This is a genomic window from Amycolatopsis sp. N2S4-7, from assembly GCF_058119595.1.
In genome coordinates, this window is sequence record NZ_CP172299.1 from 7619059 (window position 1) to 7640243 (window position 21185).

19 protein-coding genes are annotated in these 21185 nt (G+C 71.6%); 10 read left to right on the forward strand and 9 right to left on the reverse strand.

Translation table 11 applies throughout. The features are described from left to right. Nucleotides 1-73: 73 nt before the first annotated feature. Together ACH54P_RS36205 and ACH54P_RS36210 are read left to right on the forward strand one after the other, a co-directional pair. Nucleotides 74-766: an LppU/SCO3897 family protein gene (locus ACH54P_RS36205; protein WP_489916840.1), complete on the forward strand. Its 693-nt coding sequence runs from the start codon at nucleotides 74-76 to the stop codon at nucleotides 764-766. Between the two features lie 177 nt (nucleotides 767-943). Continuing rightward, a complete protein-coding gene (locus ACH54P_RS36210; protein WP_489907789.1) occupies nucleotides 944-2212 on the forward strand; it encodes a YeeE/YedE family protein in 1269 nt (422 codons plus the stop codon). A gap of 50 nt (nucleotides 2213-2262) precedes the next feature. On the opposite strand, the gene ACH54P_RS36215 is transcribed toward ACH54P_RS36210, so the two are convergent. Next, nucleotides 2263-3483, reverse strand: a complete 1221-nt coding sequence (locus ACH54P_RS36215) for an acetyl-CoA C-acetyltransferase (protein WP_489907790.1) — start codon at nucleotides 3481-3483, stop codon at nucleotides 2263-2265. Nucleotides 3484-3604: 121 nt separating this feature from the next. Here ACH54P_RS36215 and ACH54P_RS36220 point away from each other — a divergent pair, with 121 nt between their 5' ends. From ACH54P_RS36220 to ACH54P_RS36245, 6 genes are all read left to right on the forward strand, one after another. Next, a complete protein-coding gene (locus ACH54P_RS36220) occupies nucleotides 3605-4552 on the forward strand; it encodes a pentapeptide repeat-containing protein (RefSeq protein ID WP_489907791.1) in 948 nt (315 codons plus the stop codon). 330 nt (nucleotides 4553-4882) lie between these two features. Further along, on the forward strand, nucleotides 4883-6253 hold the full coding sequence (locus ACH54P_RS36225; RefSeq protein WP_489907792.1) for a cystathionine beta-synthase: 1371 nt from the start codon (nucleotides 4883-4885) through the stop codon (nucleotides 6251-6253). 128 nt (nucleotides 6254-6381) lie between these two features. Then, the gene (locus tag ACH54P_RS36230) at nucleotides 6382-7857 is read left to right on the forward strand and encodes a hypothetical protein (protein ID WP_489907793.1); all 1476 of its coding nucleotides are present in this window, start codon (nucleotides 6382-6384) and stop codon (nucleotides 7855-7857) included. A gap of 395 nt (nucleotides 7858-8252) precedes the next feature. After that, nucleotides 8253-8645 (forward strand): hypothetical protein, encoded by a 393-nt coding sequence (locus ACH54P_RS36235; RefSeq protein ID WP_489907794.1) that lies wholly within the window; start codon nucleotides 8253-8255, stop codon nucleotides 8643-8645. A 90-nt stretch (nucleotides 8646-8735) separates the two neighbouring features. Next, the gene (locus ACH54P_RS36240) at nucleotides 8736-9182 is read left to right on the forward strand and encodes a hypothetical protein (protein WP_489907795.1); all 447 of its coding nucleotides are present in this window, start codon (nucleotides 8736-8738) and stop codon (nucleotides 9180-9182) included. A gap of 34 nt (nucleotides 9183-9216) precedes the next feature. Beyond that, on the forward strand, nucleotides 9217-10374 hold the full coding sequence (locus ACH54P_RS36245; protein ID WP_489907796.1) for a cystathionine gamma-synthase: 1158 nt from the start codon (nucleotides 9217-9219) through the stop codon (nucleotides 10372-10374). Between the two features lie 3 nt (nucleotides 10375-10377). Here ACH54P_RS36245 and ACH54P_RS36250 read toward each other — a convergent pair whose 3' ends face one another. Both ACH54P_RS36250 and ACH54P_RS36255 read right to left on the reverse strand, forming a co-directional pair. Next, on the reverse strand, nucleotides 10378-10869 hold the full coding sequence (locus tag ACH54P_RS36250; RefSeq protein ID WP_489907797.1) for a TIGR03618 family F420-dependent PPOX class oxidoreductase: 492 nt from the start codon (nucleotides 10867-10869) through the stop codon (nucleotides 10378-10380). Between the two features lie 81 nt (nucleotides 10870-10950). Next, nucleotides 10951-11223 carry a hypothetical protein gene (locus ACH54P_RS36255; protein WP_489907798.1) on the reverse strand — a complete coding sequence of 91 codons (273 nt, stop codon included), beginning with the start codon at nucleotides 11221-11223 and terminating at the stop codon, nucleotides 10951-10953. Nucleotides 11224-11318: 95 nt separating this feature from the next. Between ACH54P_RS36255 and ilvA the strand changes: the two genes are divergently transcribed. Further along, on the forward strand, nucleotides 11319-12521 hold the full coding sequence (gene ilvA / locus ACH54P_RS36260) for a threonine ammonia-lyase (protein WP_489907799.1): 1203 nt from the start codon (nucleotides 11319-11321) through the stop codon (nucleotides 12519-12521). Here ilvA and ACH54P_RS36265 read toward each other — a convergent pair. From ACH54P_RS36265 to hppD, 6 genes are all read right to left on the reverse strand, one after another. Next, nucleotides 12506-13360 carry a ferredoxin gene (locus ACH54P_RS36265; RefSeq protein ID WP_489907800.1) on the reverse strand — a complete coding sequence of 285 codons (855 nt, stop codon included), beginning with the start codon at nucleotides 13358-13360 and terminating at the stop codon, nucleotides 12506-12508. The two genes, ilvA and ACH54P_RS36265, sit on opposite strands and share 16 nt — an antisense overlap. Before the next feature lie 2 nt (nucleotides 13361-13362). Then, entirely contained in the window at nucleotides 13363-14187 is an 825-nt protein-coding gene (locus tag ACH54P_RS36270; RefSeq protein ID WP_489907801.1) for a hypothetical protein, read from the reverse strand. 25 nt (nucleotides 14188-14212) lie between these two features. Beyond that, on the reverse strand, nucleotides 14213-18394 hold the full coding sequence (locus ACH54P_RS36275) for a WXG100 family type VII secretion target (protein WP_489907802.1): 4182 nt from the start codon (nucleotides 18392-18394) through the stop codon (nucleotides 14213-14215). Further along, the gene (locus tag ACH54P_RS36280) at nucleotides 18394-18702 is read right to left on the reverse strand and encodes a type VII secretion target (RefSeq protein ID WP_489907803.1); all 309 of its coding nucleotides are present in this window, start codon (nucleotides 18700-18702) and stop codon (nucleotides 18394-18396) included. The genes ACH54P_RS36275 and ACH54P_RS36280 overlap by 1 nt, the downstream gene beginning before the upstream one ends. Nucleotides 18703-18713: 11 nt before the next feature. Next, on the reverse strand, nucleotides 18714-19262 hold the full coding sequence (locus ACH54P_RS36285) for a YbaB/EbfC family nucleoid-associated protein (protein WP_489907804.1): 549 nt from the start codon (nucleotides 19260-19262) through the stop codon (nucleotides 18714-18716). Between the two features lie 124 nt (nucleotides 19263-19386). Then, nucleotides 19387-20586, reverse strand: coding sequence for a 4-hydroxyphenylpyruvate dioxygenase (gene hppD / locus ACH54P_RS36290; protein ID WP_489907805.1), 1200 nt, complete (start codon nucleotides 20584-20586; stop codon nucleotides 19387-19389). 121 nt (nucleotides 20587-20707) lie between these two features. Here hppD and ACH54P_RS36295 point away from each other — a divergent pair, with 121 nt between their 5' ends. Continuing rightward, a complete protein-coding gene (locus ACH54P_RS36295) occupies nucleotides 20708-21181 on the forward strand; it encodes an Lrp/AsnC family transcriptional regulator (protein ID WP_489907806.1) in 474 nt (157 codons plus the stop codon). The last annotated feature ends 4 nt before the right edge of the window (nucleotides 21182-21185 follow it).

The following is a 21185-nucleotide window of genomic DNA, read 5'->3' on the forward strand; positions in this document are numbered from 1 at the left end:
GTCGGTTCGTCATTTCACATGTGTGAGGTTCACAGTGAGCGTTCCCCCTCCGGCCCCCGGGGGCCAGCAGCCGGTGGGTCAGCCCGATCCCTACGGTCCGCCGCCGGGCGGTCAGCCGCAGCAGTACGGCCAGCCCGGCGCCTACGGCCAGGCGCCGCAGGGCCAGCCCGGCCAGTACGGCCCGCCGCCGGGACAGTTCCCGCCGGGCCAGCAGGGCTTCCCGCCCTCGCCGCCGGCGCCGCCGAAGCGCTCCAAGGCCCGCGGGCTGATCCTGGGCGGGATCGGTGCTCTCGTGGTCATCGGCCTCATCGTCGTGGGGATCGTCTCCTTCGCGAAGTCGCCGGCCACCTCCAACGCGGGTGACTGCCTGTCGATCACCGAGTTCACCCGGGGCGGCGACGACCCGGCGAAGGCCGACTGCAACGACCCGAAGGCGAACGTCAAGATCGCCGTCAAGCTGGAGAGCTCCGGCGACCAGTGCCCCGGTGGCACCGACGCCGGCTACGACACCTACTCGGTCAGCGGCCGCAGCTCGTACAAGCTCTGCCTGATGATCAACGCGAAGCAGGGCGACTGCCTGGCGAACTTCACTTCGCAGACCAAGGGCTACCAGAAGGTCCCGTGCACCGACCCGACCAAGGACGGCGAGCTCGTCAAGGTCGTCGAGGGGCAGGCCGACCAGAACGTCTGCGAGGGCACCGACGCCACCCGCGTCGCCGTGTACCCGCAGCCCGCGACGACGATGTGCGTCAAGACGAACGAATAGCGCTTGGCCCGTGAAGGCCACCTCGAAGGACTCAGCAGTCCCGCGAGGTGGCCTTCACGGCGTTCGGGGCCGCCCGGACTGCTCCGTTCGTCCCACACTGTGCGACGGGCTGCGACGGAGTGATCACCGGACCTAACTTGGGTCGTCCTGCTCCGCCCACCCAAGCCTGGAGTACTGGTGGCGACGACCGAAACACCGGCCGGTGACAAGAAGTTCCTCGAGTTCCCCACCTCCTGCGCCGCGCCCCCGCCGCGGCCGGAGGACCCCGTCCGCGTGGTCCCGCTGGCGGTCGCCGGCGTGCTCGCGGCCGGGCTGACCTGGTACGTCTGGGCGAGCCATGGCGCCAAGTCCGGCGTCCTCCTGCTCCTCGGCCTCGGCCTCGGGCTGGCGCTGTTCCACTCGCGGTTCGGCTTCACGTCGGCGTGGCGGCAGCTGATCGCCGTCGGCAACGGCCAGGGCCTGCGTGCCCACACCGTCCTGCTCGGCACCGCCGCGACGCTGATCGCGCTGATCGCGGGCACCGGCAGCGGGCTGTTCGGCAGTAAGCCGGCGCCGACGGCCAGTCCGCTGGGGCTCGCTCTCTTCGTCGGGGCAACGCTTTTCGCGATCGGCATGCAGCTCGGCGGCGCGTGCGCGTCCGGCACGCTGTTCGCGGTCGGGTCCGGCCAGTCGGCGATCGTGCTGACGCTCGGCGGGTTCATCGCGGGGTCCGTGCTCTACACGTGGGCGTACCCGCTGCTGAACGGCTGGCCCGCCTTCCCGGGGGTGCTGCTGGCCGACCACGTCGGCTGGTTCGGCTCGTGGGCGATCACGATCGCCGTCCTGGCCGGGATCGTGCTCGTGACGCGCGCGGTGCAGCGCCGCCGCACGCCGCCGCCGGTCGACGTCGTGCCGACCGCGCACGGCTTCGCGCGGATCTTCCGCGGCTCGTGGCCGCTGCTCGCCGGCGCGCTCGTGCTGGGCGTGCTGGCCGGCGCGGTGTTCCTGGTGTCCGGCGGGATCTGGGGCATCACGAGCGCGTTTTCCCTGTGGGGCGCGAAGATCCTGCAGGTGTTCGGCCTGCACCCGGAGACGTGGGAGTTCTGGCGGCTGAAGGCCAACGCGACGTCGCTGGCCAACCCGATCTGGAAGGACAAGAACAGCCTCACCGACATCGGGATCATGATCGGCGCGGCGGTGGCCGCCGCGGCCGCGGGCGCGTGGAAGATCCACAGCTCGATCCCGTGGCGCACGGCCGTCGCCGCGATCCTCGGCGGCGTCCTGATGGGCATCGGCGCGCGCATGGCGGGCGGCTGCAACATCGGCGCGTACCTCGGCGGCATTTCCACCGGCAGCCTGCACGGCTGGCTCTGGGGCGTGTTCGCCCTCGGCGGCACGTGGATCGGCCTGAAGCTGCGCCCGCTGTTCGGGCTGGCGAACCCGGAGCCGTCGGACAGCGTCTGCTGAGACACGACGAAGGCCACCGCCCGCGCGGTGGCCTTCGTCGTGAGGGAGGATCAGGAAAGGCGTTCGATGATCATCGCCATGCCCTGGCCGCCGCCGACGCACATCGTCTCCAGGCCGAACTGCTTGTCGTGGTGCTGCAGGGAGTTGATCAGCGTCGAGGTGATGCGGGCGCCGGTCATGCCGAACGGGTGACCCACCGCGATCGCGCCGCCGTTGACGTTCAGCCGGTCCAGGTCGATGCCGAGGTCCTGGTACGACGGGATCACCTGGGCCGCGAACGCCTCGTTGATCTCGACGAGGTCGATGTCGCCGATCGACAGCCCGGCGCGCGAGAGCGCCTGCTTCGACGCCTCGACCGGGCCGTAGCCCATGATCTCCGGCGAGAGCCCGGTGACGCCGGTCGACACGATCCGCGCCAGCGGCGTCAGGCCCAGTTCACGGGCCTTCGTGTCGGACATGACGATCAGCGCCGCCGCGCCGTCGTTGAGCGCGCAGCAGTTGCCCGCCGTGACGCGGCCGTCCGGGCGGAAGACCGGCTTCAGGCCGGAGACGCCCTCGAGGGTCACGCCGGCGCGGGGGCCGTCGTCCTTCGAGACGACCGTGCCGTCGGCCAGCGTCACCGGGGTGATGTCCTTGGCCCAGAAGCCGTCCGCGATGGCCTTCTCGGCGAGGTTCTGCGAGCGGACGCCGAACTCGTCCATCTCCTCGCGGGTGACGCCCTTGAGCCGGGCGAGGTTCTCCGCGGTCTGGCCCATCGCGATGTAGACGTCGGGGACGTCCCCGGAAGAGCGCGGGTCGGTCCAGCTGTCGGTGCCGGACTCGGCGATCGCGGCCGTGCGCTTCTCGGCGTCGGCGAAGAGCGGGTTGTGCGTGTCGGGCCAGGAGTCGGAGCTGCCCTTGCCGAACCGCGAGACGGTCTCGACGCCGGCGGAGATGAAGACGTCGCCCTCGCCGGCCTTGATCGCGTGGAAGGCCATCCGGGTGGTCTGCAGGCTGGACGAGCAGTAGCGCGTGATGGTGCAGCCGGGCAGGTGGTCGTAGCCGAGCTCGACGGCGACCGCGCGGCCCATGTTGAACCCGGACTCGCCGCCCGGCAGGCCGCAGCCCAGCATCAGGTCGTCGATGTCGGCGGGGTCGAGCTGCGGCACCTTGGCCAGCGCCGCCTGGATCATCTGCACGGTCAGGTCGTCGGGCCGCATGCTGACCAGCGAGCCCTTGTTGGCGCGCCCGATCGGCGAACGCGCGGCGGAGACGATGACTGCTTCTGGCATGACGGACACATCCTCGTATCGGCTGTCACTAAGCGGTTGCTCACCATAGTGCCGCGTGGATCCCGGCGCGCAAAGTCGAACCCGGTGTGAGCTTGCCCGGGGACTGGCAGGATCGGGCGCCGTGGCGGACCAGCTGGAGCGAGTGCTGCGGACCAGGACCATCCTGCTGTGGGGAGCCGGCCTGCTGGTGGTGGCCGGTGCCGCCGCGGCGGTGCTGCTCGCCCTCCTGGGCGGCGGCAGCCCGCGGGACTCCGCCCGGCTGGACGCGCTGCGGACCGCCGCCAACATCGTCGTCGGCACCGGGGGCGCCGCCGCCCTGCTGCTCGCCGCGCGGCGGCAGCGGTCGGCCGAGCTGGACCTGGTGCAGAAGGACCACGACGCCACCGAACGCCGGATCACCGAGATCTACGGCAAGGCCGCCGACCAGCTCGGCAGCGACAAGGCGCCGGTCCGGCTCGCCGGGCTGTACTCCCTGGAACGGCTCGCCGGCGGGTACGCGCCGCACCGGCAGACGATCGTCAACGTCCTCTGCGCCTACCTGCGGATGCCGTACGAGCACACCGGGAAGAACACCGAAGAGCTGCAGGTCCGCAAGACCGCGCAGCGCATCCTGCTGCTGCACCTGCGGCCCGGCCCGGCCGAGAAACCGAACGGCGACTTCTGGCCGGACATCGACCTCGACTTCTCCGGGGCGACGCTCGTCGGGCTGACCCTGACGCACTGCGCGATCCGGTCGATCACCTGCTACGACGCGCACTTTGTCGAACTGGCTTCGTTCCGCGGCACCGAATTCCGCACCAAAGCGGACTTCAACAAGGCGCGCTTCGACGACCGCGTCGATTTCCGCGGCACCGTTTTCGGTGGCGAGCGCGACTCCTTCAACGGCGCCGTTTTCGCAGGTCCCGCCGATTTCGGGACGAAGTCGGTCGCGCGGCTCGCCGGTGCCGAAGCGAAGCAGGGGTTTCCCCGGGCCTGGCCGCCGGGCTGGGAAGAACGGCCGATCGCCGACCGGCCGGGCTGGGCGGAATTGACACGAAAGGACGTTCCGGGGGATCCGGGCGGCCGATAGGATCGTCCCAGCAATGGAAGTCCGCCATTCCTGCTGGGAGGTGAACTGGCGATGGTGATCGGACGAGTGTCCCTGCGATCTCGGACGGGCTGCCGCGTGCCGACCGGCGCCGGGTGGCACCTCCGGGACGGGATGACGGCTCAACGTGCAGGGGCCCTCGGGCCGGGACCGGTTCGGACGCGCGGCTTGGTGGCCGCCTGAGGTCCGCGCCGGGCGGCCCGACCCCGCGCTCGCGGCCCGGCATCACCGACGCGCACCCGGAGGCCACCCCGGCCCCCCGACCGTGCACGAGTGGACAACGCCACGGGTCGGCCGTTTAGGCTGGCGGTCGTGGAGTACGCAGAGCACATCGCAGACCTCGTGGGCAACACCCCGCTGGTCAAGCTGAACTCGTTGACCCAGGGGCTCAAGCCGCTCGTGCTGGCCAAGGTCGAGTACCTGAACCCGGGTGGCTCGGTCAAGGACCGGATCGCGCTGCGCATGATCGAAGCGGCGGAGCGCTCCGGCGAGCTGCGCCCGGGCGGCACGATCGTGGAACCGACGTCCGGCAACACCGGCGTCGGGCTGGCCATGGTCGCGCAGCGCAAGGGCTACCAGTGCGTCTTCGTCTGCCCGGACAAGGTCAGCGAGGACAAGCGCAACGTGCTCAAGGCGTACGGCGCCCGGGTCGTGGTGTGCCCGACGGCGGTCGCGCCCGAGCACCCGGACTCCTACTACAACGTCTCCGACCGCCTGGTCCGCGAGATCGACGGCGCCTGGAAGCCCAACCAGTACGCCAACCCGCAGAACCCGGAGAGCCACTACCTCTCGACCGGCCCGGAGCTGTGGAAGCAGACCGACGGCAAGATCACGCACTTCGTCGCGGGCGTCGGCACCGGCGGCACGATCTCCGGCACCGGCAAGTACCTCAAGGAGGTCAGCGACGGCCGGGTGCAGGTGGTCGGCGCCGACCCGGAGGGCTCGGTCTACTCCGGCGGCAGCGGACGCCCCTACCTGGTCGAAGGCGTCGGCGAGGACTTCTGGCCGGACACCTACGACCGGAACATCGCCGACGAGATCATCGCCGTCTCCGACGCCGACTCCTTCGACACCACGCGCCGGCTCGCCCTGGAGGAGGGCCTGCTGGTCGGCGGCTCCTGCGGGATGGCCGTCGCCGCCGCGCTGAAGCTCGCCGAGCGGCTCACCGAGGACGACGTCGTGGTCGTGCTGCTGCCCGACGGTGGCCGCGGCTACCTGACGAAGGTGTTCAACGACACGTGGATGTCCTCCTACGGCTTCCTGCCGCCCGACTCCTCCGGCGCGACGGTCGCCGACGTGCTCACGAAGAAGAGCGGCTCGCTGCCTTCGCTGGTGCACTCGCACCCGAACGAGACGGTCGCGGAGGCCATCGCGATCCTGTCCGAGTTCGGCGTCAGCCAGATGCCCGTGGTCAGCGCGGAGCCGCCGGTGATGGCCGCCGAGGTCGTCGGCGCGGTCAACGAGCGTGACCTGCTGGACGCGCTGTTCACCGGCAAGGCGCAGCTGGCCGACCGGCTCGAGCAGCACATGTCCCCGCCCCTGCCGACCATCGGCGGCGGCGAGCAGGTGAGTGCCGCGATGACGGCGCTCGAGGGCGCCGACGGCGCGCTCGTGCTGGTCGACGGCAAGCCGGCCGGGGTCGTCACCCGGCACGATCTGCTGGGGTTCCTGGCCGGTCGTTGAACCGGACCTGAGAAGAGTATTGATCGGCGGACCCGGCAGGGGCGTTACGAGCGCCCTGCCGGGTGATCCGATAGCGTGGGCGCGAGTAGAACACTTTCGCGTCCTCGTCAAGGGGGTTCAAGACCCACATGAGTGCACCGCAGCCACCGAACCAGCCGTGGGGTGGCGGCCAGCCACCTCAAGGCCCGCCGAGTGGCCCCCAGCCGCAGCAGGACAGCCCGTTCGGCACCTCGGAACCGACCCAGGTCGTGCAGCCCGCCCAGCAGCAGGGCGGTTCCCCGTTCGGGGAGACGCCCGAGCCGACTCAGGTCGTCCCGCCGGTTCAGCCGGGTGACGGCGGGGCGGGCGCGACCCAGGTGGTGAGCCCGGCCGGCGGCGACGCCCCGCTCGGGGAGTCCACGCAGCTGGTGCCCCCGGGCTCCCAGCCGCCGGCGATCCCGTACACCCCGCCGCCGAGCGCGGCCGACAACCCGGCCGCGGCCTTCGGGCAGCAGCAGGGTGGCTACGGCCAGCAGCAGGGCGGGTACGGCCAGCCCGGTCAGCAGGGCGGGTTCGGGCAGCAGCAGGGTGGCTTCGGCCAGCCGGGCCAGCCGCCGCAGGGCTTCGGCGGTCCCGGCTTCGGCGGCCCGCAGCAGCCCGGGTTCGGCGGCCAGCAGCACCAGCCCTTCGGCGCCCCTCCGGCGGCGGGCGGCAACGGCCTGTACGGCTACATCGCCGGTGGTCTCGCGGCGCTCTTCGCGCTGATCGCGCTGATCTTCACGTTCGTCTACTTCGGGGACATCAGCGACTACTCGAAGCTGCTGGACCTGGCGCCGAACGCCGACGCGCTGAACAAGTTCCTGGACGAAGCCGGCACGGCGTCGCCGGGCACGCTGTGGTTCTACGCCATCATGCTGCTGGTCTTCAGCCTCGTCGCGCTGGCGGCCGGCGTCGGGCTGGCCATCGCCGGGAAGCTGCCGGCGTCACTGCGCAAGATCGTGCCGATCGCCGTCGCCGCCGGCGGCGCGCTGATCACGCTCTTCTCGATCCTGCTGCTCACGGGGACGACGCCGAACGCCGACTACCTCGACAAGATCAAGGCGACCGACGCCAGCGACGCCACGGGCATCGGCCTCGCGCCGATGATCTTCGGCATCCTGATCCTGATCATCGGCGTGCTGGGGCTCATCCCGGGGACCGCGCAGTTCGTCGGCCTCGGTGCCGGCAGCGCCGGACCGGCCGGGCCGCAGGGCTTCGGCGGTCCGCCCCAGGGCTTCGGCGGCCCGCAGCAGCAGGGCGGGTTCGGCCAGCCGGGGCACCCCGGCCAGCCGCCGCAGGGCTACGGGCAGCCGCCGCAAGGTTACGGCCCGCCTCCGGGCTACGGCCAGCCGGGCGGCCCCAACCCGTCCAGCGGCGGGTTCCCCCAGCCGTCGAGCGGGGGTTTCCAGCAGCCGGGTCAGCCGCCGCACCAGCAGGGCGGGTACGGCCAGCCGGGGCAGCAGCCGCAGGGCTACCCGCAGCAGCCCGGTCAGCCGCCGCAGGGCTACGGCCAGCCGCCGGGCCAGCAGGGGCCGCCGAGCGGCGGGTTCGGCCAGCCCGGCCAGCCGCCGCAGCAGCAGTGGTGAGCTAGTACACCTGTCCGTGCCCCGGAGCCGATTCGGCTCCGGGGCACGCTGCATTAACGGCCCGATTGCGCAATTGTCCGAAGAGGACAAAAGGGCGGATATCGCTGCCGCGGTCATCGCGTGACAGCATTTCTGCCGCTACCGCACATAAATGATCTTGGGTTCCGCCGTCCGGCCGAATTCCGTTCTGTTTCCGGAACACTTCACCCATTCGGGACTAGGGTGAGCGCCGTCGTCCCGTGTTCTGCGATGGGGGAGTTGTGACCGGTCCGGTAACGTATTCGCATTCGTATTCCCCGACTCGGCCATCCGGAGTAACGGCACTGCTCGCCGCCGTTCTCGGACTGCCGGCCGCGGTGGCGGCGGGATACGTACCGGTCAGGATCTACCTCGACATGCCCGCCGAATTCAGCCTCGGCGCGCTGCCGGGCTGGGTGCTGGTGGACCTGGCCGGGTTCCTGGTCGCCGGGCTCGTGTTGCTGCTCGGTTCACTGGCGACGCTGTTCCGCGCGACCGCGGGCGCGGTCCTGCTCGGCCTCGGCGCCCTGCTCGCGATCGGCGCGCTGCTGACCGAGCCGCTGTCGGCGGGGGTTCCGCCGGCCCGCTTCGTGGACGCGATGTTCACCCACGGCGGGTTCGCGATGGCCGACCGCGTCGGCCTGGCCGCACTGGCGGTGCTGGTCCTGGTGCTCGCGTTCGTGCCGCCGACGTTCCGCTACCTGAGGTACCGGACGCCGACCTTGCCGGTGCTGGCCGGCCGGGGCGCCTATTCGTCGCGGAGCTGGTGACCGCGCCCGTCCCGTAACCGCGGGGGCCCTATCCTCGGCAGCCGTACCCGCCCCGTCCGCAGGGCGGCCGAGCCCCGGGCCGGTGACCGCATGACCACCTCCATCGAAGGCCGCACGGCGCTCGCCGCCGCGGCGCTCGCCCTGCTCGGGGGCGTGCTCTACCTGACGGGCCTGGTCCTGGACGTCGTCACGCTGGTCCGCTTCCCGGACGACGCCGGCCGCGTGATCGTGCACGCGGTGGTCAACGTCGTCCTCGCGGGGCTGTTGCTGCCCGGCGGTGTCCTGCTGCTGCGGCGGCACCCGGCCGGCCGGATCGGCTGCATCGCCGGGAGCTCGGCGGCGCTGCTCGCGACGCTTACGTCGATGGTCCTCGCGGCCACCGGTCTCGCCTTCGTGGACCTCGGCGGCTCCGGTTACCTGGCCGAAGGCGGGTACGCCGCGCTGGTCGTGGTCCTGCCACCGGCCGTCGGCACACTGCTCCTGGCCGCCTCGGCGCCGGCCGCGCGGTGGTGTGACGCTGAGATCCATCCCACCTGACGGGAATGTACGGGCCGGCCCGTACGCTTGACCAATGGTGGACGACTACTCCGTACTGGGTTTCGAGACGCGCGCGATCCACGCCGGTCAGAAGCCCGACCCCCGCACCGGCGCGGTCATCGTGCCGATCTACCAGACCTCGACCTACGCCCAGGACGGCGTGGGCGGGACCCGCGAGGGCGACTACGAGTACTCGCGCACCGCGAACCCGACCCGCTCGGCGCTGGAGGAGGCGCTGGCCTCGCTGGAAGGCGGCCGGCACGCGCTGGCCTTCGCGTCCGGCATGGCGGCCTCCGACGTGGTGCTGCGCAGTACCCTCCGCCCCGGTGACCACCTCGTGCTCGGCAACGACGCGTACGGCGGTACGTTCCGCCTGATCGACAAGGTGCTCAGCCTGTGGGGCGTCGAGCACACCGTCGCCGACCTGGCGAACCTCGACGAGGTGCGCGCCGCGATCCGGCCCGAGACCAAGCTGATCTGGTGCGAGTCGCCGACCAACCCGATGCTCGGCATCGCCGACATCGCCGCGCTGGCCGGGGTCGCGCACGACGCCGGCGCCCGCCTGGTGGTCGACAACACCTTCGCGACGCCGTACCTGCAGAACCCGCTGTCGCTGGGCGCGGACATCGTGCTGCACTCGACGACGAAGTACCTCGGCGGCCACTCCGACGTCGTCGGCGGTGCGATCATCACCAACGAGGACGAGCTGCGCGAGCAGTTCTTCTACCTGCGCAACGCCGCGGGCGCGGTGCCCGGCCCGTTCGACGCCTGGCTGACCCTGCGCGGCATCAAGACGCTCGCCCTGCGCATGGAGCGGCACAGCGACAACGCCGAGCTCATCGTGCAGGCACTGGTCAAGCACCCCAAGGTGGCGAAGGTCTACTACCCGGGCCTGCCGGAGCACCCGGGACACGAGACCGCGGCGAAGCAGATGCGCCGCTTCGGCGGGATGGTTTCGTTCAGCCACGCCGACGGCGAGCAGGCGGCGCTCGACGTCGCTTCGCGCACGAAGCTGTTCATCCTGGCCGAGTCGCTCGGCGGCATCGAGTCGCTGATCGAGCACCCGGGCAAGATGACCCACGCGAGCACGGCGGGCTCGACCCTGCAGGTCCCGGCCGACCTCCTCCGCCTCTCGGTCGGCATCGAGGACGGCCGCGACCTGGTCGCGGACCTGCTGGCCGCGCTCGGCTGAGCCTCACCCCGCGCTTACGTCGAGACCGCCGCCGTAGAGGCGTTCCACCCGGAGCGTGATCACGACGCGGCGGTCTTCGACCATGTTCCGCAGGAACACGGCTTCGTCCTCGGGATCGGCGAACGGTGCCTGCATCGCGAGCAGTTCCCGGCCGGTCGCGTCCCCCGGCACGGCGCTCACGGGCGACACCTCGGCGACGCCTTCCGCGACGGCGAAGGCCAGCTGGTCGGGGCTGCTGACGTAGAGCGCCGCACGAGGGTTGCGCGTCAACTGCCCGACCTTCGCGCGGCCTAAAGCGGACCCGATCCGCACGACGCGCTCCGCCGGATCCCAGGCGTAGGCGACGGTGGACAGGTGCGGGTGGCCGCCGCGGTTGATCGTCGCCAGCGCGCCCAGGTTCTGCGTGCCGAGCAGGTGGCCCAGCGCTTCTTCGGTGGGCTTGGCGGGGCCGGGGCCGCGGCCGGGCTCGTAAACGGTTTCGGGTGCCTGGGTCATGCGTTGATCATCGGGGACGGTCGAACCCCGCGGAAGAAGGCACTTCCCTGTTCCCGGGGCACACCGGGGTAACCCACCTGGTCAGGGGTTGTAGTTGCCGTGCACGACGCCGCCGGACTTCGGGGTGCCGGTGGCCGGCAGCTTCGACCCGTCGACGCAGCCGCCGACCAGCTCGACGTGGCTGTCGTGGCGGATGTACTGGGCCGGGGAGCCGCAGCTCGCGCTGTCCACGGTGATGTACGCGGCTCCGGTGAGCGCGGCCGCCGAGGCCAGGCCGATCACGAGCGGGAGCAGGCCGGCGGAGCGGGTGGCGCGAGCCCGTCGGGCGGCGTTCGCGTCGTTCCCCCGTGCCATGGTTGCTCCTTGTTTACCGCGTGTTGACGGGTCCCAGGGTACCCGGCTCCCGGTCCGATCAACCTGTGGATCTCCTGAGTGGCATCATCCGGCCCATGGAACTCGTCACCCTCGAGCGGATCCAGGCCGCCCGGGAACTCCTGAAAGGAGTCACCCGGGTGACGCCGATGGAGCACGCGCGCGACCTGCGCCGGCTCCACGGCGGTCCGGTGCACCTGAAGTGCGAAAACCTGCAGCGCACGGGCTCGTTCAAGATCCGCGGCGCCTACACCCGCATCCACGGCCTCACCGCCGCCGAACGCGAGCGGGGCGTCGTCGCGGCCAGTGCCGGCAACCACGCCCAGGGCGTCGCGCTCGCGTCGTCGCTGCTCGGTGCGAAGTCCACCGTCTTCATGCCGCTGCGGGCCCCGCTGCCGAAGCTCGCCGCGACCCGCGGGTACGGCGCCGACGTCCACCTGCACGGCGCGCTGCTGGAGGAGGCCCTCGCCGCGGCGATCGAGTTCGGCGAGCGGACCGGGGCGGTGTTCATCCACCCCTTCGACCACCCCGACGTCATCGCCGGCCAGGGCACCGTCGGCCTCGAGATCCTCGAACAGGTGCCCGGCGTGAAGACCGTCCTGGTCGCCACCGGCGGCGGCGGGCTGGTCGGCGGGGTCGCGTCGGCGGTGAAGGCGCTGCGCCCGGACGTCCGCGTCGTCGGCGTCCAGGCCGCGGAAGCCGCGGCGTACCCGCCGTCGCTGGCCGCGGGCGCGCCGGTCCGGCTGAGCACGACCTCGACCATGGCCGACGGGATCGCGGTCGGCGAGCCGGGCCTGGTCAGCTTCGCCCACGTCGAGTCCCTGGTCGACGACGTCGTGACGGTGTCCGAGCAGTCCCTTTCGCGGGCGGTGCTGCTCTGCCTGGAGCGGCGCAAGCTGGTGGTGGAGCCCGCCGGCGCGGCGACGGTCGCGGCGCTCCTGCAGCACCCCGGCGCGTTCGAGCCCCCGGTGGTGGCCATCCTGTCCGGCGGCAACGTCGACCCGGTGCTGCTCCTGCAGATCATCCAGCACGGCATGACCGCCGGCGGCCGCTACCTGCGGCTCCGGCTGCGGGTCCCGGACCGCCCCGGCTCCCTGGTCGGTGTGCTGTCCTGCGTCAGCGAACTGGGCGCGAACGTGCTCGACGTCGAGCATTCGCGGATCTCCGGCAGTCTCGACCTCGGCGAGGCCGACGTCGTCCTGGCGCTCGAGACGCGGGGTCCGGAGCACTGCAAGGACGTCGAGCGAGCGCTGACTGACGCCGGCTACACGGTGGTCTGAGGCTGCTCACCCGTGATGGCGGCGAGGGCCAGGTCCTTCGCGGGTTCCGGGACTTCAGCGGGGGCGGTGAAGCGCCGGGCCCGGATGTGGGCGACCAGCTCCGGGTCCGGTGGCACGCCGTGTTCGCGCAGGTAGTAGGCCACCGCGCCGGGCCAGGCCCAGGTGCCGTCGGTGCGGAAGTTCATCGGGACGGCGTCCGTGCGGTCCGGGGCGAACGCGTCCGGTCCGTTGCTGCGCGACGCCAGGATGACCGGGGCCGCGTCGAGGTACGCCAGCACCCGCTCGGCCTCCGCCGGGACGAGCGGCTGACGGCGGACGAGCGGCTTGCCCTCCGCGTCGAGGCCGTCGTAGATCCGCGGCGTCCGCACTTCGCCCTCACCTGGGGCCGCGGCGATCGGCGCCGGCCCGGCCCGCTCCCGCAGCCAGGCCGGGACGTGCTCGTCGGCCCGCGGGAAGAACCGCAGCTCGTCCTGGAACCCGATCGGCGGCGGCTGCTGCCGGAACGGCGGTTCGAGGTCCGGCCGCACGAAGTCGACGTCGGGCGGCTGTCCCGGGGCGAACACGAGGATCGCGCCCAGCCAGGTCCCGCGGCCTGGCTGGTACATGCCCGACCGCAGGATGCCGAGCAGCCGCACGGCTTCCGGGTGCGGCTGCACCAGCCGGGGCCGCCCGTCCGGCCCGGTCACCAGCAGGTCGGCTTCGACGTGCCGGCCGGCGGCGCGGTACTCGACCCGCAGCTGCTGCCACCCCGGCGGCACCTGCGCCGTGAGCGCCGCGCCGATCTGCCGGACGAGTTCCTGCTGCTGGTCCGGCCGCAACGGTCCCGGTGGCTGAGTCATCGTCAGGCCCCTTCGGCGCCCTGGCGCAGCCACTCGGGCGTGCGCTGCTCGGATCGCGGGTGGCGACGCAGTTCTTCGGCGTACGCCTCGGCGGGCGGCCGCCCCTGGAAGCCCGGGTCCTCGGTCGAGTTGAACTGCGCCTTGACCGACTCCGGGAAGCTCATCTCGTACTTCAGGCTCACCCAGGTGCCCCGGTCTTCGGACAGCGACGCCGCGCGGTGCCGGCGGAGCAGGTCGAGCACCTGCTCCGGCGGCGTCCACGGGTACACCGTCCCGGTCATCGAGTGGACCACCGCGCCGGACTCCTCGTGGTCGCCGACCGCGCGGTACTGCAGCTGGACGTAGTCCCAGCCCGCGGGGAGGGCGAACTTCAGCTCGTCGGCGACACCCTTCAGCAGGGCGTTCGGCTCGTCCGGGACCCGCGTCCCGCCGGTCTCGCCCTTGAGCCCTTCCCGGTACCAGGCCGGGATCCACTCGTCTTCGCGGGGGAAGGTCTCGAAGTCGTGGTCGAAGACCGCGGTCTCGACCGGCGGGTCCCACCGCGGGTCCGAGTCGAAGTTGTAGAGCACGCGGTAGGCACCGCTCGGTTCGACGACCAGCCGCATCGACAACCACGTGCCGCGGCCGCGCATGTACTTCTTCTGCCGCAGCTCGAACAGCAGCGGGCTGACGTCGGGCGGCGGTTCCATCCGCGCCGGCTCGCCGTCGGGCATGACGACGGCCAGCGAGATCTCCTCGACCGTCGACGCGACCCGGGCCGTCATGTCGATCCGCCGCCAGCCTTCGGGAGCGGCGTCCATCAGCCAGCCGCCGATCCAGCGGACCACCTGGTCCTCGTCCGCCTCCCGGAGATCAGGTCCGGGTGGGGGGTACCACGGGGGCTGGGAGCGGGACATTGCGGAAACTCCTGTAGTTGTAGGTGCGGGTGCCGTCGGGGTGGATTCTCTCGGACATCACGTGCAGGCGATCCGGGGTCTCGGTGTTCGGCGTCGACGGCTCGTCGGCGTAGATGCGTGTCGCGCCGTGGTCGCCGCCGTTGTTCTCGAACGTCTGGCGGTCGATCTCCATCTGCCGCCAGTTGTCCGGGTTGCCGACGCTGTGGTTCTGCTCGTAGAGCTGCGGAACCATGCCCATCCGGCCCTGCAGGCCGCCCGACCGGTGATCGGCGGTGTGCCCGCCGCGGTTGACGGTGCTCCCCGGGTGGTCCGCCTGCCCGACGTGGCCGGTGCGTTCCTGGGGCCCGAGGCCGACCCGTTTCGTCGCCGGGCTGGAGTAGTCCGGCTCCCAGGAAACGGCGGCGTTGCCGTGCGCGTCGACGTGGTAGTGCATGTTGTCGGCGCCGATCTCGTACTTGGCGCCGCGCACCGGCATGCCGTCGGGCCGGCCGGCGTGCTGGTCGTGCATCGTGTTCTTGTCACCCGTCTCCGGGTTGATCATGCCGCGTTCGTTGTCGTGCCACGTCTTGATGTGCGTGAACTCCGGCGGGTTGTCGCCGCTGGTGTAGAAGGTGCCGTGCCACTGGTCGGTGCCGTCGGGCGCCTTCGAGTAGATCTCGTACCGGCTGTTCGGTTTGAGGTTCTCCGGTGGCGTGGCCCCGAACGGGCCGTCGCCGTTGTGACTCGGGTCGTAGCCGGTGATCCGCCGTTCGACGGGTGGCGGGGTCATCGGCGGGTCGAAGTGGTCGATGTCGAGTTCGGGACGGCCGTTCGCGTCGGTGTGGAACTCGAACTGCCCTTCGCCGGTGTTGACCCGGTAATCGACGTCGCCGAGCAGGTGGGACGCGTCCGGGTTGCCGACCTGGGTGTGCGGGTCGCTCCCGACCCGGGTGTTGGGCACATCGGCGTCGACGTGCGTGATCCGCGGCGGCGTCTCGCCGTTCGTGTAGACGCGCGAGAACCGCCCGTCCGGATCGGTGATCTCGTAGCGCGTGTTCGGTTCGAGGTGCCGCGGGTTCGCCGGGTCGAAGAACCGCTCGTTCGGCGGCAGGGTCACGTCTTCGTGGCGCTTGAACTCCGGTTCCTGCCAGCCCTCGTCGAGGTCGTGCATGTCCGGGTGGTCCTTGCCCCGCGCGAGCGCGCTGTCGGCGTCGACGTCGTGCGGATCCCCGTGGTGGCTGTCCGGCGCGAAGCCGTCGTCGCCGGCGCGGTGGGTGGTGCCGTCGGGGTGGTGGGTGTTCCATTCGCCGTCGGGTGGGATGCGTGGTCGCATGCGGCCGTCGGGGCCGATTTCGTAGTCGGAGGAGAAGACGCGGCCGTGGGAGTCGGTCCAGGCGGGTTTGGTGGGGGCGAGGACTTCGGTGTCGAGTTCGCGGGAGAGGCGGTGGGCGAAGTCGTTGGAGGAGGCGTCGCAGCCGATGAGCCGGACGGGTCGTCCGTCGTAGTCGGCGTTGCGGCGGAGGATGTCGGCGAATTCTTCGGGGGTGTAGAGGCGGTTGCCGATGCGGGCGTGTCCGTCGGGGGTGACGTGGACGTCGACGGTGTAGCGGCCGTCGGGGTCGGGGTGGACGCGGTGGGGGAGGTCGCCCATGTCGGGGTCGCCGGCGTGGTAGGAGCTGCCGGAGGGGGTGTTTTCGGCGTGTCGGGTGTTGATTTCGTCGGGGGTGAGGGGGTCGTGGTGGTGGGGGGTGGCGTCGGGGCCGTTTTCGTGCGGGCCGTGCCCTGGGGTGCCGTTGTCGGGGCTGTGGGGGCCGCCGGTGTGCCCGGGGGCGCCGGGGTGGGCGCCGGGGCGGGTGTCGGGTCCGTGGCCGCCGGGCCGGGAGCTGGGGCCAGGCGTGCCGGTGTGGCCGGGCCCGCCGGGACGGGCGCCGGGGTTGTTCGTGCCGGTGTGCCCGGGCCGGGTGTCGGGGCCGTGGGTGCCGGGTCCGAAGCCACGGGCGGCCGGGGCGGGTGTGTCCGGGGTGCGGGGGCGGGGCGTGTCCCCGCCTGGGCGGGGTCGTCCTTCGGGCAGGTCGGTGCGGGGCCGTCCGGGGGTGTCGACGTGCGGGCTGTGCGCCCCGGGGCTGCCGGGGGTGCCGGTCCAGCCCGGGCCGCTGGTGCGCGGGGCACCGCCGCCGAGACCACCGCTGCTGCTTGGTGCGCCGCCGGGCGGCATTCCGCCGCCGCCCATGGGCTGCCCGCCCTGGGGCGGGATGCCGGAGGAGGCCCCGTCGCCGCCGCGCGGGGACGGGAACTGGGTCCCGGGATCCCCGGTGCGCGGAGCGGCGGGGGCGGTGCCGCTGGCGGAGGTGGTGCCATCGGCCCGCGGAGGCGCGGCACTGCTGGGGGTATCGGCACCGGGCGCATCGGTGCGCGCGGCGGGCGAGGAGTGGGTGGCTGGGCTGCTGTCCCCCGCGCGAGTGGGTGCGGGGCTGGAATCCCCAGCGTGCGAAGGAGAGTTGTCCCCGGCTCGGGTGGGTGAGGGGCCGGTGTCGCCGGCGTGCGAAGGCGAGCTGTCCCCGGCCCGTGTGGGCGAAGGACTGCTGTCCCCAGCGTGCGAAGGCGTGTTGTCGCCTGCTCGGGTGGGTGCGGGGCTCGAGTCCCCGGCGTGCGAGGGGGTGTTGTCGCCCCCGCGGGTCGGTGCGGGGCTCGAATCTCCGGCGTGCGAAGGAGAATTCTCCCCGGCCCGGGTCGGCGAGGGGCTGGAATCGCCCGCACGAGTCGGCGACGGGCTGCTGTCTCCGGCGCGCGAAGGGGTGCCGTCCCCGGCGTGGCTGGGGGAGGAACTCGAATCCCCGGCGTGCGAGGGCGAGCTATCCCCGCCCCTGGCCGAACCGTCGCCGGAGCGGGTGCCGGGCGCACCATTGTCACCCGACCGCGCCGCCGACGGGCTGCCCTCCGCCGAGGGCGACCCGCCGCCATCACCCGCGTGCGAGGGCGAGCTGTCCCCATCACCCGCATGCGACGGGGAACCGTCCCCGTCCGGGGAACCGGACCCGTCCCGGCCCGAACCTCGCCGGGAACCGGAATCCGGCGAGGAATCCGTGTTCATCGGATCGGAACTCGGCGCATCCGAATCCCCGCGGCCGCTCCCGGAATCCCCCGAGTCCCCGGAGCGCGAACCGTCCCCATCGCCGGAGGAGCCGCCATCCCCGTCCCCGGAACGCGAACCCTCGCCATCGCCGGACGAGCCGCCGTCCCCGTCCCCAGAAGAACCCCCGTCCCCGCCGTGGGCGCGGGTGTGCACCCCGCCGCCCTCCTTCGGGATTTTGCGGACGAAGCCGCCCTCCTTGACCTTCAGCCCGTCCAGACCGCTGACCTTGCCCAGCACCTTGCCGAACACCTTCGCGATCTTCCCGAAGATGTCCACCAGCTTGTTCAGCAGCGGCGACACCTTGCGGATCGTGTCGGTCAGCTTCTTCAGCAGCTCACCGATCTTCTTCCCCCACTTCGCGATCGCCGCCGAGGCCTGCGCCACCACCACCGGCGTGCCGAAACCGAGGGAAAACACCTCCTCCATCACCCACGCGATCAGCTTCCCCACCAGATCCGCGATCAGCTGCCGCACCGTCTCGCGCACGAACGACACGACCTGACCCATGATCATCGTGACCGTGCTGATCGCACCCGCCACCGTCGCCGCACCCGACAACGCGTCGCTGTGCTCCGCCGCGAACTTGCGGTACGCCTCGGCACCCTCACCCGACCACCCGGACGTGCCGTTCTTCACCGCATTGTCGAAATCCGTCTTCCGCTCACCCAACGCCTTCGACACGTTCCCCCACGTGTCGGCGTAGGACTGGATCACCGGCGGATTCCCCGCCACCGAATCCAGCATGTCCTTCAACGGCTGCACGTGCTCCATCAGGAACGACGCCACCGACGACAGCAAATACCCGAACGGATCGATCGCCGCCCCCGCGACCTCCCCGGCCAGCGACAACATGCCCAAGCCACCGGAAACCCAGTCGCCGTCCTTGATCCCGTTGAACGCGTCCATCGACGACTCGGCAATGCCGATCCCACCGGCCCAGCCGTAATCACCATTGCCCGCCGTGAACGCACCCGGCCCGTCCGGATCCTTCTCCGCCTCGACGACGAGCGGGTTCCCCTCCGGCATCACGCACCGCCCGCCGACTTGTTCAGGTCGTCGGCGACACCCGTCTCGTACTTGTGGTAGGCCGCCGCGGCCTCGCGGACCTTGCCGGACACGGCGGTCATCGCCTGGACGGCGTCCTTCAGCGCGTCGATCCCGTACTGCTCCACCGGGTCCAGCATCATCCGGAACGGCTGGCACAGGATGCCGTACGCGTCGGTCGGCATGCTGACCTGGTTCGCCGCGTCGACGGCCTGCTGCAGCCCGTCACCGATGGCGTCGAGCTGCTTCGCGTGCGCCGTGAGGTCGGTGCTGAGTTCCACGTCTGCCACGGTTTTCCCCCTCAGGAAAGAATCGGTCCGCCGAAGTCGTCGTCATCGTCGTTGTCGGCCGGACGCCGTCGCCGCGGCGGTTGCGGCTGCTGCGGAGGCGCGGGCGGCGGGGTCCGCGGCGGCTCCTCGGTGTCCTCCGGCAGGAACCGGCGGACGCGGTCGGGCTCCGGGAACGCGGGCTCCGGCTCCGGCGGCGGTTCGGGGAACGTGCTCTGCGCTTCCCGCACGATCTCCACCGCGGCCTGGTCGCCGGTGCCGGTGGTCTCGGTCATGGCCTGCTGCAACAGCTCCGGGATCCGCGCCTGCGCGCGCTGCACCAGCTGCATCACCTGCGCCGACACCTCGGCCATCCGCTTGCCCGCCGCGGCTTCGGAGATGACCAGGTTCTTCAGCAGGCCGCGCGAATCGACGGTCACCTGCACGGTGCCGTCCTTCGACCGCTCGGTGACCGACTGGCCCTGCATGCGATCGGCCAGCGCCTGGTACCGGGCGGCGTTCTCCTCGAGCCGCTTGGTCCAGTTGTCGATCATCGCGTCGCTGGCGTCGATGCTGTCCGGCATCCCGGCCCCTTCTCTCTGCGTCTCCACACTGACGGATCCGGGGAGCCGTCGGTTCCCGGAACACGCCAAAGGCCACCATAGGGGACCCAGGGGTCTCCCACGGTGGCCTTCGCCGAGATGTGTGTCAGAGGTTGCCGCGGCGCTCCTGCTCACGCTCGATCGCCTCGAACAGGGCCTTGAAGTTGCCCTTGCCGAAGCCGAGCGAGCCGTGCCGCTCGATCAGCTCGTAGAACACGGTCGGGCGGTCGCCGATCGGCTTGGTGAAGATCTGCAGCAGGTAGCCGTCCTCGTCGCGGTCGACCAGGATGCTGTGCTCCTTGAGCACCTCGATCGGCACGCGGACGTTGCCGATCCGGGCGCGCAGCTCCGGGTCGTCGTAGTAGGAGTCCGGGGTGTCGAGGAACTCGACGCCGGCGGCGCGCATCGCGGTGACCGTCGCGATGATGTCGTTGGTGGCCAGCGCGATGTGCTGGCAGCCGGCGCCGCCGTAGAACTCGAGGTACTCGTCGATCTGCGACTTCTTCTTCGCCACGGCCGGCTCGTTCAGCGGGAACTTCACCCGGTGGTTGCCGTTCGAGACGACCTTGCTCATCAGCGCCGAGTACTCGGTCGCGATGTCGTCGCCGACGAACTCCGCCATGTTCACGAAGCCCATGACGCGGTGGTACCAGTCGACCCAGTAGTCCATCTTGCCGAGCTCGACGTTGCCGACGCAGTGGTCGACGGCCTGGAACAGCCGCTTCGGCGCGCCTTCGGGCCGCTTGATCGAGCTCTCGCGCGGCTCGTAACCGGGCAGGTAGACGCCGGTGTAGCGCGACCGGTCGACCAGCGAGTGGCGGGTTTCGCCGTAGGTCGCGATGGCCGCCATGCGCACGGTGCCGTGCTCGTCGGAGACGTCGTGCGGTTCCTCGAGGATGGTCGCGCCCTGCGCACGGGCGTGCTCGATGCACTTGTCGACGTCGGTGGTCTCCAGCGCCAGGTCGATGACGCCGTCGCCGTGGTTGCGGTGGTGGTCGAGCAGCGGCGAGTCGGGCTTCACACCGCCGGTGATGACGAACCGGGCCGAGCCGGACTTCAGCACGTAGGACTTGCGCTCGTAGACGCCGGTCTCCGGGCCGGAGTACGCGACGAGCTGCATCCCGAACGCGATCTGGTAGTACCAGGCGGTCTGGGTGGCGTTGCCGGCGATGAACACCACCGCGTCCATGGCCTTGACCGGGAACGGGTCGGTCGAGGCGTCGTGGTCGACGAGCCCGACGAGCTGACGCAGCTGGTCGTAGCTGACGTCGTCGAGGGCGCCCTGCGGTTCGGCAGTCTGGGTCATACCCGAAGGATCGGCCTGTGAGGCAAGATGTGCAATGGTCGAAGATTTTACTGGACAACGTGACTAGTCATCGCCGGAAAGCGGCGGTCACGATGGACAACCTGCGCAGAGGAAGAGAGCAATGCCGGAGAACCTCGACGCACTGGACGCGCGGCTGCTGCTGTTGCTCACCGACTCGCCGCGGCTGGGGGTGCTGGAGTGCGCGCGCCGGCTCGGCGTCGCCCGCGGCACGGTCCAGGCCCGGCTCGACCGCCTCACCGAGCGCGGCATCCTCGGCGGCTTCCCGCCGGAGCTGGACCTGGCGGCCATGGGCTACGAGCTGACGGCGTTCGCGGTGCTCGAGATCGCGCAGGGCCGCCGCGCGGAGGTGGCGGAGGCCCTCGCCGCGATCGACGAGGTCTGCGAGGTCCACGCGACCACCGGCCAGGGCGACCTGTTCGTCCGGATGGTGGCGCGGGGGAACGACAACCTGCAGCGGGTGATCGACGAGGTCGTCGGCGTCCCCGACGTGCTGCGGACGTCGACGTCGATCGCCCTGTCGACGCCGGTCCCGCCGCGGGTCCGCCCGCTGCTGGAGCGGACCGCGCGGGGGTGACGGC